This window comes from Janthinobacterium sp. CG_23.3, assembly GCF_046115965.1.
In the GTDB taxonomy this organism is placed as follows: domain Bacteria; phylum Pseudomonadota; class Gammaproteobacteria; order Burkholderiales; family Burkholderiaceae_D; genus Janthinobacterium.
On record NZ_JBJXIB010000042.1, the window covers coordinates 24,359 to 41,241 of the forward strand.

At 67.2% G+C, this 16,883-nt stretch carries 14 protein-coding genes; 10 read left to right on the forward strand and 4 right to left on the reverse strand.

Annotated features, from left to right (window positions below):
• Positions 1 to 40: 40 nt before the first annotated feature.
• From ACFDR9_RS12125 to fdhD, 3 genes are read left to right on the forward strand one after another with little or no spacing between them, the layout of a single operon-like run.
• Complete coding sequence (locus tag ACFDR9_RS12125) at positions 41 to 2,350, forward strand: FdhF/YdeP family oxidoreductase (RefSeq protein WP_409031149.1); 2,310 nt, start codon at positions 41 to 43, stop codon at positions 2,348 to 2,350.
• The gene (locus tag ACFDR9_RS12130; protein WP_409031150.1) at positions 2,347 to 2,616 is read left to right on the forward strand and encodes a hypothetical protein; all 270 of its coding nucleotides are present in this window, start codon (positions 2,347 to 2,349) and stop codon (positions 2,614 to 2,616) included. The genes ACFDR9_RS12125 and ACFDR9_RS12130 overlap by 4 nt, the downstream gene beginning before the upstream one ends.
• On the forward strand, positions 2,613 to 3,431 hold the full coding sequence (gene fdhD / locus ACFDR9_RS12135) for a formate dehydrogenase accessory sulfurtransferase FdhD (protein WP_409031159.1): 819 nt from the start codon (positions 2,613 to 2,615) through the stop codon (positions 3,429 to 3,431). Before ACFDR9_RS12130 ends, fdhD begins: the two co-directional genes overlap by 4 nt.
• A gap of 40 nt (positions 3,432 to 3,471) precedes the next feature.
• On the opposite strand, the gene ACFDR9_RS12140 is transcribed toward fdhD, so the two are convergent.
• Positions 3,472 to 4,683: a pyridoxal-phosphate-dependent aminotransferase family protein gene (locus tag ACFDR9_RS12140; protein WP_409031151.1), complete on the reverse strand. Its 1,212-nt coding sequence runs from the start codon at positions 4,681 to 4,683 to the stop codon at positions 3,472 to 3,474.
• Positions 4,684 to 5,149: 466 nt separating this feature from the next.
• Between ACFDR9_RS12140 and ACFDR9_RS12145 the strand changes: the two genes are divergently transcribed.
• From ACFDR9_RS12145 to ACFDR9_RS12165, 5 genes are read left to right on the forward strand one after another with little or no spacing between them, the layout of a single operon-like run.
• A complete protein-coding gene (locus tag ACFDR9_RS12145) occupies positions 5,150 to 6,574 on the forward strand; it encodes a TolC family protein (protein WP_409031152.1) in 1,425 nt (474 codons plus the stop codon).
• Between the two features lies 1 nt (position 6,575).
• Positions 6,576 to 7,559: an HlyD family secretion protein gene (locus ACFDR9_RS12150; RefSeq protein WP_409031153.1), complete on the forward strand. Its 984-nt coding sequence runs from the start codon at positions 6,576 to 6,578 to the stop codon at positions 7,557 to 7,559.
• Positions 7,560 to 7,570: 11 nt separating this feature from the next.
• The gene (locus tag ACFDR9_RS12155) at positions 7,571 to 8,755 is read left to right on the forward strand and encodes an ABC transporter permease (protein WP_409031154.1); all 1,185 of its coding nucleotides are present in this window, start codon (positions 7,571 to 7,573) and stop codon (positions 8,753 to 8,755) included.
• Complete coding sequence (locus ACFDR9_RS12160; protein ID WP_409031155.1) at positions 8,752 to 9,978, forward strand: ABC transporter permease; 1,227 nt, start codon at positions 8,752 to 8,754, stop codon at positions 9,976 to 9,978. The genes ACFDR9_RS12155 and ACFDR9_RS12160 overlap by 4 nt, the downstream gene beginning before the upstream one ends.
• Entirely contained in the window at positions 9,962 to 10,168 is a 207-nt protein-coding gene (locus tag ACFDR9_RS12165) for a glycine zipper 2TM domain-containing protein (RefSeq protein ID WP_026132772.1), read from the forward strand. The genes ACFDR9_RS12160 and ACFDR9_RS12165 overlap by 17 nt, the downstream gene beginning before the upstream one ends.
• A 94-nt stretch (positions 10,169 to 10,262) precedes the next feature.
• Here the strand turns inward: ACFDR9_RS12165 and ACFDR9_RS12170 are convergent, their stop codons facing one another.
• Both ACFDR9_RS12170 and ACFDR9_RS12175 read right to left on the reverse strand, forming a co-directional pair.
• The gene (locus tag ACFDR9_RS12170) at positions 10,263 to 11,336 is read right to left on the reverse strand and encodes a patatin-like phospholipase family protein (protein ID WP_409031156.1); all 1,074 of its coding nucleotides are present in this window, start codon (positions 11,334 to 11,336) and stop codon (positions 10,263 to 10,265) included.
• Between the two features lie 155 nt (positions 11,337 to 11,491).
• The gene (locus ACFDR9_RS12175) at positions 11,492 to 12,469 is read right to left on the reverse strand and encodes an aldo/keto reductase (RefSeq protein WP_409031157.1); all 978 of its coding nucleotides are present in this window, start codon (positions 12,467 to 12,469) and stop codon (positions 11,492 to 11,494) included.
• 94 nt (positions 12,470 to 12,563) lie between these two features.
• On the opposite strand from ACFDR9_RS12175, the gene ACFDR9_RS12180 reads away from it, so the two are divergent.
• On the forward strand, positions 12,564 to 13,493 hold the full coding sequence (locus ACFDR9_RS12180; protein ID WP_232429683.1) for a LysR family transcriptional regulator: 930 nt from the start codon (positions 12,564 to 12,566) through the stop codon (positions 13,491 to 13,493).
• Between the two features lie 151 nt (positions 13,494 to 13,644).
• Here ACFDR9_RS12180 and ACFDR9_RS12185 read toward each other — a convergent pair whose 3' ends face one another.
• Positions 13,645 to 14,931, reverse strand: coding sequence for an O-acetylhomoserine aminocarboxypropyltransferase/cysteine synthase family protein (locus ACFDR9_RS12185; protein ID WP_017876236.1), 1,287 nt, complete (start codon positions 14,929 to 14,931; stop codon positions 13,645 to 13,647).
• A gap of 276 nt (positions 14,932 to 15,207) precedes the next feature.
• Here ACFDR9_RS12185 and ACFDR9_RS12190 point away from each other — a divergent pair, with 276 nt between their 5' ends.
• Positions 15,208 to 16,437, forward strand: a complete 1,230-nt coding sequence (locus tag ACFDR9_RS12190; RefSeq protein WP_409031158.1) for an HD-GYP domain-containing protein — start codon at positions 15,208 to 15,210, stop codon at positions 16,435 to 16,437.
• The last annotated feature ends 446 nt before the right edge of the window (positions 16,438 to 16,883 follow it).

The following is a 16,883-nucleotide window of genomic DNA, read 5'->3' on the forward strand; positions in this document are numbered from 1 at the left end:
CTGCGGCGCCGCCGGCGCACGCCGCGCGCAAAGGGATCCCATGAGCAAGAAGACAGTCCAGGTGTACAACCGGCCAGCGGGCGGCTGGGGCGCCCTGAAGAGCGTGGCGCAGCAGATTTTGCAGCAGGGCATTCCGGCCAAGGGCGCGCGCACCCTGCTGTCGGCCAACCAGCCGGACGGCTTCGACTGCCCCGGCTGCGCCTGGCCCGACGCCGACCACACCTCGACCTTTGAATTTTGCGAGAACGGCGCCAAGGCCATCGCCGCCGAGTCGACCGCGCGCCGCGCCACCCCGGCCTTGATCGCCCAGCACACGGTGCAGTGGTTGACGCAACAGTCGGACCACTGGCTCGAGGGGCAGGGCCGGCTGACCGAGCCGATGCGCTACGACCGCGCCAGCGACCGTTACCAGGCCATCGGCTGGGACGAGGCCTTCGCGCTGATCGCCGCGCGCCTGAACGCCTTGCCCACGCCCGACGACGCCATCTTCTACACCTCTGGGCGCACCAGCAACGAGGCGGCCTTCCTGTACCAGTTGTTCGTGCGCGAATTCGGCACCAACAACTTCCCCGACTGCTCGAACATGTGCCACGAACCGTCCGGCTACGCCATGCGCGAAGCCATCGGCGTCGGCAAGGGCACGGTGCAACTGGCCGACTTCCAACTGGCCGACGCGCTGTTCATTTTCGGCCAGAACCCCGGCACCAACCACCCGCGCATGCTGGGCGAGTTGCGCGGCGCGGCCAAGCGCGGCGCCGCCATCGTGTCGTTCAACCCGCTGCGCGAGCGCGGCCTGGAAAAATTCCAGAACCCGCAAAGCGGCGGCGAAATGCTCACCGGCGGCTCGACCGCGATTTCCTCCGACTACTTCCAGCCGAAGATAGGCGGCGACTTGGCCGCCGTCAAGGGCATGATCAAATGCGTGCTCGAAGCCGACGCCGCCGCCCAGGCGGGCGGGCGGGCGCGCATCGTCGACGTCGCCTTCATCGCCGCGCACACCGCCAACGTCGACGCCTTCACGGCCGACGTGCTGGCCGAACCGTGGGACGTGATCGTGCGCGAGGCCGGTTTGACGCGCGCCGAAATCCAGCGCGCCGCCGACATCTACATGGGCGCCGGCAAGGTCATCGCCTGCTGGGGCATGGGCATCACCCAGCACCGCCACTCGGTGGCGACGATCCGCATGATCGTCAACCTGCTGCTATTGCGCGGCAACATCGGCCGCCCCGGCGCCGGCCCGTGCCCGGTGCGCGGCCACAGCAACGTCCAGGGCGACCGCACCATGGGCATCTACGAAAAGCCGAAGGCGTCCTTCCTCGACCGCCTCGGCGAGGTGTTCGACTTCGCCCCGCCGCGCGCCGACGGCTACGACACCGTTGGCGCCATCGGCGCCATGCTGGCCGAGCCGGGCAAGGTGTTCTTCGCGATGGGCGGCAACTTCGCCGCGGCCACGCCGGACACCGCCGTGACCGAACGCGCGCTGCGCCAGTGCGCGCTGACGGTGCACGTGGCCACCAAACTCAACCGCAGCCATCTGGTGTGCGGCGACGACGCCCTGGTTCTGCCGTGCCTGGGCCGCACCGAGATCGACCAGCAGGCCGGCGGTGCGCAGGCGGTCAGCGTCGAGGATTCGATGAGCATGGTGCACCTGTCGTCGGGCATCAACGCGCCGTCGTCGGCCAGCCTGCTGTCGGAGCCGATGATCGTCGCGCGGCTGGCGGCGGCGACGCTGCGGGGCCGCAGCAAGACCGACTGGATGTGGCTGGTGGCCGACTACGACCGCATCCGCGACAAGATCGCCGCCGTCTTCGTCGACTTCGCCGGCTTCAACGAGCGCGTCAAGACGCCCGGCGGCTTCCACCTGCGCAACACCGCCGCCGAGCGCGAATGGGCGACCGACACCGGCAAGGCCAACTTCTTCGCGTACCCGGTGCCGACCGACCTGCCGATCCACCTGGCCCGCAGCGGCCGCGCCACGCCGGTGTTCAACCTGACGACGATACGCTCGCACGACCAGTACAACACCACCATCTACGGCTTGAACGACCGCTACCGCGGCGTCTTCGGCGAGCGCCGCGTGCTGTTCATCCACCCGGACGACATCGCCGAATTGGGCTTGCTGGCCGGCGCCTGGGTCGACCTGGAAAGCCTGTGCGACGACCAGGCGCGGCGCCAAGCCAAGCGCTTCATGCTGGTGGCCTACAACATTCCGCGCGGCTGCGTGGCGGCCTACTTCCCCGAAACCAATCCGCTGGTGCCGCTGTCGAGCTTTGCCGACTTCGCCCGCACGCCGACCTCGAAGTCGATACCGATCGTGCTGGCGGCGCACGCGGCCGGCGCCGCGCCATGAGCGGGCAGGGCGGCAACGACGCCACGGCGGCGCCCGACTTGGCGCTGGCGCTGCTGGCCGAACTGGCCGGCCACGCCACGCCGGTATCGACGGCGCGCGTGGGCAAGCGCCTCGGCGTGCGCCAGAGCACCTTGCTGCGCTGCCTGGCCTACCTCGGCGACGACGTCATCGGCGGCGTCGCCGGGCCCGGCCTGGTGCGCGTCAGCCAGGACGGCGAGCGCACCATGCTGGCGCTGAGCGACAAAGGCCGCGCCGCATGCCAATGAGCGAAACGCCGCTGTCCGGCTGGAGCAATCTGGCGGTGCTGCGCCACGCGCCCGGCGGCACCGGCCTGCCGGCCACCGATTCGGTGGCCGAAGAGGTGCCGCTGGCGCTGGTCTACAACGGCATCTCGCAAGCGGTGATGATGGCGACGCCGCTCGACCTGGACGATTTCGCCGTCGGCTTCAGCCTGTCCGAGCGCATCGTCGACCAGCCCGGCGACATCTACGATATTGAATTGGTGTACACGCCCGGCGCGGTCGGCGCCGAACTGCGCCTGAGCATCGCCAGCGATTGCTTCATGCGCCTCAAGGAGCGCCGCCGCAGCCAGGCCGGCAATACCGGCTGCGGCCTGTGCGGCCTGGAAAGCCTGGGCGCGCTGGACCTGGAGCCGGCCGCGGTCGGCGCCGCGGACGTGATCGCCAAGGCGGCCTTGCTGCGCGCCTTCGCGTCGCTGGCGTCGCGCCAGCCGCTCAACGCGCTGACCGGCGCCACCCACGCCGCCGCCTGGGTCGGCCTGGACGGCGCCATCTTGACGGTGCGCGAAGACGTCGGCCGCCACAACGCGCTCGACAAACTGATCGGCGCACTGGCGCGCGGCGGCAAGCGGCCGCCGGGCTTCGCCATCATGAGCAGCCGCGCCAGTTACGAGCTGGTGCAAAAGGCGGCGCGCGCCGACATCGGCCTGCTGGCGACGATCTCGGCGCCGACCGCGCTGGCGGTGCGCATGGCCGAGCGGGCCGGCATTTGCCTGGTCGGCTTCGCGCGCCAGCACGGCTGCGTGGTGTACGCGCACGCCGCGCGCCTGCTCGCGGAGTAGGGCGCGGGCCAAGGCGGGGAGCCGGGCTCGGCCCCCTGTTTTAGACGGCCAGCGTTGCCGAGCGCTCGGACAGGCGCGTTTCCAGCCGGGCCATTCCGGCCGGCAAATCGAGCCGCGCGCCGCAGGCTTGCATGCTGGTGCCGAAGGCGTGCAGCGTCCTGAACAGGTGGTGCGCGCGGCTTTGCTCGCCCATCTGGCCGATGCGCAGGATGTTCAAGCCGAAGGAGCCGGATATCTCCACCTTGTGCACCTTCGACATGTAGGCGCGCACCGCGTCGGCCGAAACCTTGTCCGGAATCGTGATGCCGATCACCGAATTCAAACGGGCGCGCGGCGGCACCAGCAAGTGCAAGCCCATTTCCTCTATGCTTTCCTGCAATGCCTCGGAGCACTGGCGGTGGCGCTGGAAGCGCTGGGCCAGGGTTTCCTCGCACACCAGGCGCAGCGCCTCGTGCAGCGCCAGGATGCCCGACACCGGCGCCGTGTAGTGGTAGGAATTCTGGTTCCAGAACTTGTCGGCCAGCTTGGCGTCCAGGCACCAATGCGCCAGCGTGTCCTCGCGGCCCTCGATGCGGGTCCAGGCGTCGTTTGAAAACGCCAGCAGCGACACGCCGGGAATCGACGACAGCCCCTTCTGCCCGCCGGTGATGACGGCGTCGATCTGCCACCGGTCCATCTCCAGCGGCATGGTGCTCAGCGTGCAGACGGCGTCGACCACGACCAGGCAGCCGTGCGACTTGGCCATCTTGGCGATCTGCTGCAAATCCTTGTTGCACACGGTGTTCGAGGTCTCGCCTTGGACGATGGTCAGGACGTCGTAGTGAGCGCTGTTGAAATACTGCTCGATCAGTTGCAGGTCGGCGCTTTCGTTGTTGGCGATGTCGACCAGCGTGACCTGGCCGCCGACGCGGCGGGCCATCTCGGCCATGCGGTTGCTGAAATAGCCGTTGCACACCGACAGCACGCGCGCGCCCGGCCGCACCAGGTTGCAGACCGCCATTTCCATCGCCGCCGACCCCGGCCCGGCCACGCCCATCACATGGCTCGACGTGGTCTGGAACACATAACGGCCCATGTCCTTGACCTGCGCGATGACCTTGTTCATGGTCTCGCCCAGATGGTTGATGACGATCGAGTTGGCGTAGGCCACGCGGTGCGGAATGGGAACCGGGCCGGCTCCCATCATCAGTAGCGGCTCGTCCGGCAGGATCAGTTCAAGCGGCACAATGCTGGGGGCCAGGATGGCGTTCATGGTCTTGCTCCATTTTCTGTCTAGATGTATAGGTGGCGGGCGGCGCCGACTGGTCGGTCCGAACGTCGTGCAGTCGGCTTGATTCGGTGGTGCTGGTGGATTGCGGGGCGGCGAGGGTGGCGCCCGGGGTGCGCCGGCGTGGATTGCGGCGCGCCCGTTTGTCGATGTTGTTTATGGATATAAACAAGTATATATTTGCAATAATGCATGTGTGGCAAATGATTGCGAAAGCCATCTTAGCGCATAATTTTTCAAAACGCTATCCACCGATTGCCAGGCGCGCTGGCCGGCACACGCGCCGCACGCAATTAAATTGGAGGTTTTGCTCTATTTCGCGGCCGTCAAAACAGCGCTTTCAAGGGGCAAACAAACGTGAAATCCGATTCGGCGTGTATATAATTGCTTTGGTAACATGCAATTTTACATACTACGCGCAACACGCGCTTTCGCTGAACGGAAATCGCACATGGAAGTACCACAAGGGTTGAGCCGCCTGATCGCTCCCTGGCCACTGATTGCCGCCGTCGTCGCGGCGCCGCAGGCCGCCGCCCAAACGCCCGTCGCGCTCGGCTTCGCCGAGGCCGTGCACGCCGCCGCCGCCGCCTCCGGCGCGCTGCAGGGCGCGCAGCTCGACGCCCGCGCCAAGGACTTGAAGGCGCAGGCGCTGTCACGCATCGACGGGCCGTCGCTGAGCCTGAACGCCTTCCAGGGCCGCCTGAGCACCAGCGTCAACCTCGACACCAGCCGCGTGGCCGGCGTGGTCGGCGGCATCGAAGCCGCCATCCCCAGCCTGCCGCTGCCGGACATTCCGACTTCCATCAGCCGCAACCTGACTGCCAACCTGTCCTCGGTCGGCCTGAGCAGCGTCTGGCCGCTCTACACCGGCGGCCGCCTCGACGCCGTCAAGGGCCTGGCGGCCGGCATGCGCCAGGAAGCCGAGGCCGACAGCCGCGAGGTCGAGGAAAAACTGGCGACCCAGGTGGCGCAGCGCTACTTCCAGCTGCTGCTGGCCGAGCGCGTCGTCGCGGTGCGCGCCGACGCCAGCGCTGGCATCGCCGAACACCAGCGCCACGCCAAAAAACTCGAAGCCGGCGGCCTGATTTCGCGCGCCGAACGGCTGCGCGCCGACGTCGCCCTGGACGGCGCCCGCAGCGAGGAGGCGCAGGCGCGCAGCGACGCCGAGATCGCGCAGGTGGCGCTGAACCGGCTGCTGGCGTCGGCCGTGCCGGTGCGTCCGCGCACGCCGCTGTTCGTGCACAGCGCGCCGCTCGGCCCGCTGCAATCGTTCGTCGACGCCGGCATGGACGGCAACGCCGCCTGGGGCAAGATCGACAGCAAGCGCGCCCAGGCGCAGCAGGCGCTGCGCCTGCACGGGCGCGAGTACGGCCCCAGCGTGTTCGCGGTCGGCAATTACAACCGCAACCGCGGCAACGACGCGTTGGTGCAGTCGACCTGGATGGTCGGCGTGGCGCTGAGCGTGCCGCTGGTCGGGCGCATCGATACCGGCAAGATGATCCAGGCCGCGCGGCTCGACCAGGAAAGGGTCGAGGTGACGGCGCGGCAGGCCGCGCGCGACATTCCGACTTTGATCGAAAAAAATTGGCGGGCGCTGGAAAACGCCCGCATCCAGTTCCTCGCCAGCGCCTCGTCGCTGGAACTGGCGCGCGAAAACATCAAGCTGCAATCGGCCGCCTTCCAGAACGGCCAGGTCACGGCGCTCGACGAGGTCGACGCCCGCCTCAATCTGGCCAAAATAGAAACCCAGCGCGCGCAAACCGCCTACGCCTACGTGATGGCGCTGGCCCAGCTACTCGAGGCCAGCGGCCAGCCGCAGCGCCTGGCCGCGCTGGCCGCGTCCGCCGACGTGCTCATCCCTCTGCAGGATCATTAATATGACGACAACGAAGAAAAACCCGCCGTACGCGCTCTGGCTGGGGCTGGCCGCGGTCGCGGCCTTCCTGGCCTGGGGTTTGTTCCAGGCATTCCAGCCGCAGCGGCTGCCGCTGCAAGGGCAGATGGACGCGCAGGAGGTCAACGTCTCGTCCAAGGTGCCGGGCCGGGTCGGCGCGCTGCACGTGCAACTGGGCCAGACGGTGCGCCGCGGCGACCCGCTGTTCGAGCTGACCAGCGCCGAAGTGCAGGCCAAGATCGCCCAGGCCACCGCCGCCGGCGAGGCCGCCCAGGCCGTGGCGGCGAAGGCCGACGCCGGCGCCCGGCCGGAGGAGGTCGAGGCGGCGCGCCTGAATTGGCAGCGCGCCCGCACCGGCGCCGACATCGCCCAGACCACCTTTGGCCGGGTCGACGCGATGTTCGGCCAGGGCGTGGTGGCGCGCCAGAAACGCGACGAGGCCGAGGCGCAGGCGCGCGCGGCGCAGCAGTTGGCGCAGGCCGCCAAGGCCCAGTACGACATGGCGCTGAAGGGGGCGCGCAGCGAAGACAAGCTGGCGGCGCACGCGCAGGCGCGCCAGGTTGCCGGCGTGCTCAGCGAAGCCGAAATCGCCCTGGCCGAAACCCGCGTCGTCGCGCCGGCGGCCGGCCAGGTCAGCAAGATCCAGATCCAGCCGGGCGAACTGGCGCCGCAGGGCTTCCCGGTCGTCACCCTGGTCAAGCTCGACGACGCCTGGGCCGTGCTGCAAGTGCGCGAGGACGAGATGGCCGCCTTCGCCATGGGCAGCGCCCACAGCGGCGACGTCGCGGCGCTGAAGCGGCAAGTCAGTTTCAAGGTCAGCTCGGTGGCCGTCATGCCGGACTTCGCCACCTGGCGCGCGGCGCGCCCGGGCGGCACCGATTTGCGCACGTTTGAAATCCGCCTGCGGCCGACGACCGCGGTGGACGGCCTGCGGCCGGGCATGTCGGTCGTCTTCCCGCCGCTCTGAATGGGGCCGCGATGAGCGACAAGCGGTCCGCCGGCGCCGGCGCGGTCTTGGCGCGCGAGTGCTTGCGGGTGCGCGCCGACTTCTGGGACCTGGGCATGCTGAGCTGGATCCCGCTGGCGCTGTACCTGCTGATCTGGCTGATCTTCTCGGCCGGCATGGCGCGCGACGTGCCGGTGGCGCTAGTCGACGAAGACCACAGTGCCGCCTCGCGCCAGCTGGGACGCTGGCTCGACGCCTCGCCCGGCGTGGCGGTGGTGGCGCAGGCGGCCGACGGCGCCGAAGCGATGGCCTTGCTGCGCGAGCGCCGCGCCTACGGCTTCGTGCTGATCCCGCGCGGCTTCGAAGGCCAACTGCTGGGCGGGCGCGCGGCCAGCGTGCAATGGTTCTACAACGGCCAGTTTTCCTCCCACGCCGGCGGCCTGACGCGCGACGTGCGCACCGTCGCCAGTACCCTGTCTGCCGGGGTCGAGCTGGGCGCGCGCGCCAAGCGCGGCGCCGGCCCGGTGCAGGCGGCGCAGCAGTTCGAACCGATCCGCAGCCGCATGGTCAGCCTGTTCAACGAAAACACCAGCTACGAATCGTTCCTGGTGCTGGCGCTGATTCCGTCGATGCTGCAAATTTTCGTCGTGGTGGCGGTGGTGACGAGCGTCGGGCGCGAGCTGCGCGACGCCAGCGTGCCGCAGTGGCTGGCCACGGCCGGCGGCAGCTGGCCGCGCGCGGTGCTGGGCAAGCTGGCGCTGCCGCTGCTGGCCTTCGCGCTGCAGGCGCTGCTGTTCCTGCTGTTTTTCGCCGTGCTGCGCGGCTGGGCCGTGGCCGGCAGCGTGGCCGCGCTGGTGGCCGGCTTGCTGCTGCTGGTGCTGGCCTACCTCGGCGTCGGCCTGCTGCTGATCGGCGTCACGCTGTCGCTGCGCAACGCGCTGTCGGCGGCGGCCTTCATTACGGCGCCGGCCTTCGCCTACGCCGGCCAGGGTTTCCCGCTGCTGGCGATGCCGCCGCTGGCGCGCGCCTGGGCGCAGGCGCTGCCGCTGACGCACTACCTGCAACTGCAAAGCCGCCACTGGCTCGGCGGCGCTCCCTGGCGCTACGGCGTGGTCGACATGCTGACGCTGGCCGGCTTCGCGCTCGGCTGCGGCGGGCTCGGCCTGCTGCTGCTGAGCCGGCGCGGCAACAGTGCCGCCGCCTGGGGCAAAACATGAAAGAACACATCAGCGAAGACGGCAACACCGGCGTGCCGGCGCGGCTCTGGCGGGCGTTCGCGCTGACCTGGCGCGCGATGTTGGCCGACAAGGGCGCGCTGACGCTGCTGTTCGTCGGCGGCGTCATCTATTCCTTCTTCTACCCGCTGCCGTACAGCCGCGAGAGCGTCACCCAGGTGCCGGTGGCGATCGTCGACCAGGACCACAGCGCGCTGTCGCGGCAGATCGCGCGCTACGCGGCGGCGCATCCGTCGATCAAGGTGGTGGCGGTGACGCCGGACTTGCGGGTGGCGCAGGACCTGATCTGGCGCAACGACATCGCCGGCACGCTGTTCCTGCCGGCCGGCCTGCAAAACAAGGTGCTGGCCGGGCGCGCGGCCGAGGTTGAACTGGCCGGCAACGGCCTGTACCTGATGCTCAACAAGGCCGCGCTGAACGGCCTGGCCGAGGTGGTCGGCACCGTCTCGGCCGGTATCGAAATCAAGCGCCTGGGCGCGGCCACGCCGTCGGCGCCGCAGGCGGCGCAGCAGCGCCAGCCGGTGACGGTCAACGCGGTGCCGCTATTTAACGTGCGCGAGGGCTACGGCGCCTACATCGTGCCGGGCGTGGCCACGCTGATCGTCCAGCAAACGCTGCTGATGGCGATCTCGATGATGTTCGGCACCTGGGCGCAGCGGCGCGACTGTCCGCTGGCGCGCGACGCCGCCGGCTACTGCGGCATGCTGCTGGCGTACGCCTCGGTGGCGGCGGTTAACTGCGCCTACTTCTTCGGTTTCGTGCTGTGGTGGCAGGACTATCCGCGCGGCGGCAACGGCGTCGGCCTGGCCGTCTTCACCGCCTTGTTCGCGCTGACGGTGGCGGCCTTCGGCATCCTGCTCGGCACGCTGTTTCGCACCCGCGAACGCGGCGCGCAACTGCTCATCGTCACGTCGCTGCCGGTGCTGTTCCTGGCCGGCCTGGCCTGGCCCGAGACGGCCTTGCCGCCGGCCTTGTCGCTGGCGCGCTGGTTGCTGCCGTCGACCGCCGGCATTCAGGGCTTCATTGCCCTGAACCAGCTCGGCGCGTCGCTGGCGCAGGTGCGCCACGAGCTGCTGGCGCTGCTCGGCCTGCTGACCGTCAGCGTGGCCGGTGGCTTGGCGCGCTGGCGCCAACTCAAGGAACTTGGCCCGGTGGACGATGATCTAATACCGGGAGGAGGAAACCATCATGAACGGACAGGCTAAAACGGCGGTCGTTATGCTGAGCTTACTGCTGGCGGCCGGGTGCGGCAATCTGACTGAGCGGGAACGCAACACGGCCGTGGGCGCGGCCGTCGGCGGTGTCGCCGGCTCGGTGCTGACCGGTGGCGAAACCGGGGGCGCGGTTGGCGGCGCCGTGGTGGGCGGCGTGATCGGCAACCAGATTAAGAAGTAAGCGTGTGTTGTGGGTCGGATTAGCGACAGCGTAATCCGACCATGTTGGCCGAAGCGGCACGCGCTGCTCCAGGCCTACTACCCAATGAGCGTCATTAAGTCAGTGCGGCGGCCGCTTCCTGCGCGCCCTGTGGCGCGTTGCCAAAGTGTTTCTCCACGGCGTCGCGTCCGGCCTGGTAGGCGTTGCTCACGCCGTAGGGCGAGAAGTCGGCGCCGCCGGTCAGCGGTGGTTCCGCCGCCTGGATAACCTGGACGTTTTTCAGCGCCCGCAGGCGCATCAGCCACTGGTAGGACGCCCGGCCGCGCAGCGCGCTGCCCTGCGGCAGTTCGCGCTCCAGCTCGGCCAGCATCTGGATAAAACCCTGCAGGCCCTCGGTGCCGCCGTACTGTGCCCAGAAGCGGTTCTGGTATTGCAGCGCGATGGTGCGGGTCTGTACTTCGACCAGGTTGGTCGGCAGCGGCAAGCCCTCGCTGGGGAACAAGTCGACGACGAAAATCGGCAGCGTCTCGATCTCGTCGGGCTCAAGCAGGTTGAGCAGGGCGTCGATCGGCGTGTTGCTGAACAGGCCGCCGTCCCAGAACTGGGTGCCGTTGATCTCGGTGGCGCCGAAACCGGGCGGCAGGCTGCCGCTGGCGATGATGTGGGCGGCGTCGATGCTGGTGCGGTGGGCGATGTGGCCCTCGGCGACGATGCGCTCGGCGCCGTGCGCCAGGTGGTTGGAGAAGGTGGTCGGTCCGCCGGTTTGCAGATTGGTCGACGTCACCGCCAGGCGCATGTGGGTCGGGTCGTTGATTTGTTCGAAGTCGCAATGCTTGTTGAGCGTCGTGTACATCGGCAAGGTGCTACACAGGCTGGTCCAGCTCAGCATGTCGAAGTAGTCGGTGCGTGGCTTGTAGAAATTCGGGTTGCCGAACAGCGACAGGCTGCCCTGCTGCGATGCCGGCAGCCACGGCACCTCCGGCAGGGTGATGGCGGCCCACAACTTGTGCAGGCTGGCGCAAATGTCGCCGCCGGGCGCGCCGGCCACCGCCGCGGCGTTGATGGCGCCGATCGACACGCCCGTCACCGCCGTCGGTTGCCAGCCGCGTTCAACCAGGGCCGCCACCACGCCGTATTCGAAGGCGCCGAGCGCGCCACCACCTTGCAAAACCAATGCCATCTGTTTCATGCGAATTCCTCCCAGGTTGAGTCGATCCGGGCGGGCTGCCCGAACTCGACTGTACGGAAGGGTGGCCGGGGCCGCATTGATCGGCAGCAATGCCGGGTCGCGGCCGGTTTGCGGCGCACAGGTGCGTGCCGCAAACCGGCCAGCAGGCGCGGCGCTTAGCGGTCGATCCAGGCCATCCGTTCCTTGCTGTAGCGTTCCCCGGAAACCTGCAGCAGCGCCTGCTCCAGCGTCGTCGTTTCGGCCGGACTGAGCGTGACCTCGGCGGCCGCCGCGTTCTGTTCCAGATAGCTGCGCCGCTTGGTGCCGGGGATAGGCACGATGTCGTCGCCCTGTTGCAGCACCCACGCCAGCGCCACCTGGCCCGGGGTCAGCTGTCTGGCCGCGGCAATGTCGCCGACCACCTGCGCGGCGCGCATATTGGCGTCGAAGTTGTCGCCCTGCAGGCGCGGGTCGAGGTGGCGGAAGTCGGACGGCGCGTATTGCTCGGCGCGCAGGGCGGTACCGCCGAGGAAGCCCCGGCCGAGCGGGCTGAACGGCACCAGTCCGATACCCAGTTCGCGCAGCACCGGCAGGATCTCCACTTCCAGGTTGCGCTCCCACAGCGAGTACTCGCTTTGCAGCGCCGTGATCGGATGCACGGCGTGCGCCTTGCGGATGTTGGCCACGCCCGCCTCGGACAGGCCGAGGAAGCGCACCTTGCCCTCGCGCACCAGCTCGGCCATCACGCCGACCACGTCCTCGACCGGCACCCGCGGGTCGATCCTGTGCTGGTACAGCAAGTCGATATAGTCGGTGCCGAGGCGGCGCAGCGACCCTTCGACCGCGCGGCGGATGTGCGACAGGTCGCTGGTGACGCCGGTGGTCACGCCGTCCTCGATCTTGAAACCGAACTTGGTCGCCAGCACCACCTCGTGGCGGCGCCCGGCGAAGGCGCGGCCCAGCAACTCCTCGTTGTGGTAGGGGCCGTACTGCTCGGCCGTGTCGAAGAAATTGACGCCCAATTCGAGCGCGCGGCGCAACGTGGCCAGCGACTCGGTGTCGTCGGCCGGGCCGTAGGTGGTGCTCATGCCCATGCAGCCCAAGCCCATGGCCGAGACGCGCAAACCGCTAGCCCCCAATTGACGTTGTTTCATCCGCTGTTTCATGCTTGCCGCTCCTGAGTAAGTGAGAAATGTTGCCACGGGGTTGAGTATGTATCTGCACCAATAAATAAACAATTGCCTTAAAATGCAAAGCATTGTTGATCTGTGTGCAAAGGTGGCGACGGTGGAAATGCTCAGGGAAATGGCGATCTTCGCTCAAGTGGTCGACAGCGGCAGTTTTTCGGCCGCCGCGCGCCAGCTGGCGTTGACCACCTCGGCGGTCAGCCGCCACGTCTCGCGGCTGGAGGCGCACATGGGCGGGCGCCTGTTGCACCGGACCACCCGCTCGCTGGCGCTGACCGAGCTGGGCCGGCAAGTCCACGACGGCTGCGCGCGCATGCTCAGCACCGCGCGCGAGATCCACGCGCTGGCGGGCAGCTACAGCGCGCGTCCGAACGGCGTGATCCGCGTCACCGCGCCGGTGGTGCTGGGGCAGGTCTGGCTGGCGCCGCGGCTGCCGCGCTTCCTGGCGCTGTACCCGGAGGTGGACCTGCGCCTGACGCTGGTGGACCGGCTGGTCGACCTGGTCGGCGAGGGCTACGACCTGGGCATCCGCATCGCGCACCAGCTGGCGCCGGGGCTGGCGGCGCGGCAACTCGGTGACATGCGCTACATCCTGGTGGCCGCGCCCGGCTACCTGGCGGCGCGCGGCGAACCGCGGCAGCCGCAGGCGCTGGCCGGGCACGACTGCATCCACTTCGGCTATCTCTCGCACGGCGATCGCTGGCAGTTGCAGCGCGGCGGCGTGCGCCACAGCGTGGCGGTGACGACCCGGCTAACCATCGACAACAGCGCGGCGATCCTCGGCGCGGTCGAGGCCGGCGCCGGCATCGGCCTGGTGACCGACTTCAGCGCCGGCGCCGCGCTGGCCGCCGGCACGGTGCGCCAGTTGCTGCCGGAGTGGCAACTATGCGCACCCTACGCCGGCGCGGTGCACGCGGTCTACATGCCGGGGCCGCACCTGGCGCTGAAAGTGCGCGTGCTGATCGACTACCTGGTGGCCGAGAAATTCTAGCCGGGAGTAAAGTGAGCGCGCTTTTCACAGGTCGGGCGGGCCGCAACGGCGTAACCGGACTGGCGTCGGCGGCGGCTCGGCGTCGGACGACGCTTTGCGTTAATCCGACCCACGACACGCTGGCGTTTGATGTTGACGCAAGGCATACGCCTCAGGCGGCGGCCAATGCCTGCTCCAGGTCGGCCAGCAAGTCGTCGATGTGCTCGATGCCTACCGACAGGCGCAACATGTCCTCGGAGACGCCGGCCTTGGCCAGCTCCGCCGGATTCAACTGCCGGTGCGTAGTCGAGGCGGGGTGCGTCGCCAGCGACTTGGCGTCGCCGATGTTGACCAGCCGGGTGAACAATTGTAGCGCGTCGAGCACGCGCGCGCCGGCCGCGCGTGGATCGTCGCGCGACGCCGTCTTCAAGCCGAACGACAAAATCCCCGAGGCCCGGCCGCCCATGTACTGGCGCGCCAGCGCGTGGTCGGGGTGGTCCTCCAGCCCGGCGTAGTTGACCCAGGCCACCTTCGGATGGCGCGCCAGATGCTGCGCCAGCGCCTGGGCGTTGCTGCAAATGCGGTCCATGCGCAGGGCCAGCGTTTCGATCCCCTGCAAGATCAAAAACGCGTTCAACGGCGCGATCGCCGCCCCCATATTGCGCAGCGGCACCACGCGGGCGCGGCCGATAAAGGCCGCCGGCCCGAACGCCTCGGTGTAGACCACGCCGTGGTAGGACACGTCCGGTTCGTTCAAGCGCTTGAAGCGCTCCTTATGCTCGGCCCAGGGGAATTTGCCGCTGTCGACGATGGCGCCGCCGACGCTGGTGCCGTGGCCGCCCAGGTATTTGGTCAGCGAATGGACCACGATATCGGCGCCGTGCTCGATCGGCCGGCACAGGTAGGGGCTGGGCACGGTGTTGTCGACGATCAAAGGGATGCCGTGGGCGTGGGCGATCTCGGCCAGCTTGGCGAAGTCGGTGACGTTGCCCAACGGGTTGCCGATCGACTCGCAAAAGATCGCCTTGGTGCGCGCGTCGATCAGCGCGGCGAAGGTGTCGGGCTGGCGCGCGTCGGCGAAGCGCACCTCGATGCCGATTTGCGGCAAGGTATGGGCGAACAGGTTGTAGGTGCCGCCGTACAACTGGCTGGCGGAGATGAAGTTGTCGCCGGCCTCGGCGATGGTCTGGATCGCGTAGGTGATCGCCGCCATGCCCGACGCCACCGCCAGCGCGGCGACCCCGCCTTCCAGCGCGGCGACGCGTTTTTCCAGCACATCCTGGGTCGGGTTCATGATGCGGGTGTAGATATTGCCGGGCACCTTCAAGTCGAACAGGTCGGCGCCGTGCTGGGCGTTGTCGAAGGCGTAGGCGACCGTTTGATAAATCGGCACCGCCGCCGCCCGGGTGGTCGGGTCGGGCGAGTAACCGGCGTGCACGGCGAGCGTTTCGAGCTTCATGATGTCCTTAGGATATAAAAAAAACTATTGTGGCATGAAAAATTTTTCTATTAAGCACCATCTGTTAGAATTTTAAGTGATATCGATATAGCGATTTTCCGTCTGGCGTTTGGGTGCTACGTCGGCTGAAATAGGTATGCTGTATTAAGTCGGCAGTAATAAGCAGTAATAAGCAGTAATAAGCAGTAATAAGCAGTAATATTCAGCAATAAGCAGTAATAAGCAGTAATAAGCAGCAATGTGCGCTGCAAGAGTTGCCGCCGAATGGAAAATAAAATGAATAACCTAAAAAAAATTAAAGTGCGGGAATTGCGTCTGGGAATGTTCCTGAACGGATTCGACGGCGCCTGGCTGCAACACCCTTTTTGGAAAACCAAGTTTTTATTGCTGGAACCGGCCGATCTGCTGGCCGCCCATGGCAGCAGCGTGGCCGAGTGCTGGATAGATATCGAAAAAGGTGAGGATGTGGCGCCGCCGGTCGCCGTGGCGCCAGCGGCCGCCGCGCCGCGCGTGGTCTTGCCGGAAGCGCCGGCGCTGCCGCCGGTGAGCGCCAGCTTCGGCGAGGAAATGCAACGCGCCGCGAAACTGTGCCGCAAAGCCCGCGACGCCACCGCGTCGATGTTCAACGAGGCGCGCCTGGGCAACGCCATCGACCCGGAGCAATGCGTGCCGCTGGTGACGGAAATCGCCGAATCGATGTTGCGCAACCCCGGCGCATTGATCAGCCTGGCGCGCTTGAAAACCAGCGACGACTACACCTATATGCACTCGGTGGCGGTGTGCGCGCTGATGGTGTCGCTGGGGCGCGCGCTCGGCATGGACGAAGAGCAATGCCGCGACGCCGGCCTGGCCGGACTGCTGCACGACATCGGCAAGGCCACCATTTCAAACGACATTCTCAACAAGCCGGGTAAGCTAACCAGCCAGGAATTCGACTCCGTCAAGCGGCACCCGGTGCGCGGCTACGAGCTGCTGGTGCGCGGCGATGCCGCCAACGCGGCGGCGCTCGACGTCTGTCTGCACCACCATGAAAAATACGATGGCAGCGGTTATCCGGACAAGCTGGCCGGCGAGGACATTTCGCTGATGGCGCGCATGGGGGCGGTGTGCGACGTGTACGACGCGATCACCTCGAACCGGCCGTACAAGTCGGGTTGGGACCCGGCTGAATCGGTGGCCCAGATGATTTCATGGAAGGGCCATTTCGACCAGAAGATATTGTCGGCGTTTATCAAAACCCTCGGCATCTACCCAACCGGCGCCCTGGTCAGAATGGACAGCGGGCGTCTGGCCGTGGTGCTTGAACAGAACCCGGCCCAGCTTACCAAGCCGGTCGTCAAGGTCTTCTTTTCGACCAAGTCGGACACCTACATCCCGGTCGAGCGCATCGACCTGTCGCAAAAACACGCCAGCGACCGCATCGCCGGACGCGAACCGAGGGAAAAATGGCAGTTCATACGGGTCGACGAGCTGTGGGCCGGAGAATTCGCGCTCGGCGCGATGTGATGTGCGGTCGCTCTATCCCTGGGCGCGCGGCCGTCTAAACCGGCAGCGTAAGGCCGGGAGTTCTGCCATCCAGCATGCCGAGTATATACCGCCAGTACCAAGCAAGTTGCTATTATCTTAATTTTGTGTAATGCTGGCGCCAACCCCCGGCCGCCACGCAGGCATTGTTCTGCCTATTCATCCACTATATTCATCGCATACATTTTTATCTGTGCATATTTTGGATCTGATCCCGTTGTGGTGATAGGGGACATGTTCGCATTGCAATGCGGCCTATTATACGACCACCTCCTGCTGTTTACGCTTGCAATGCCGTAAAAATTTCTTTGCCCCTAAAGAGGGAGTAATGTCAATTGTGACTATTCAGCCTGAGCGTACAGCGTAGAAAGTTGTTGTAAACGAATCGTGGATAACGCATCATGCGTGCATGCCACCAAAACCGCCCC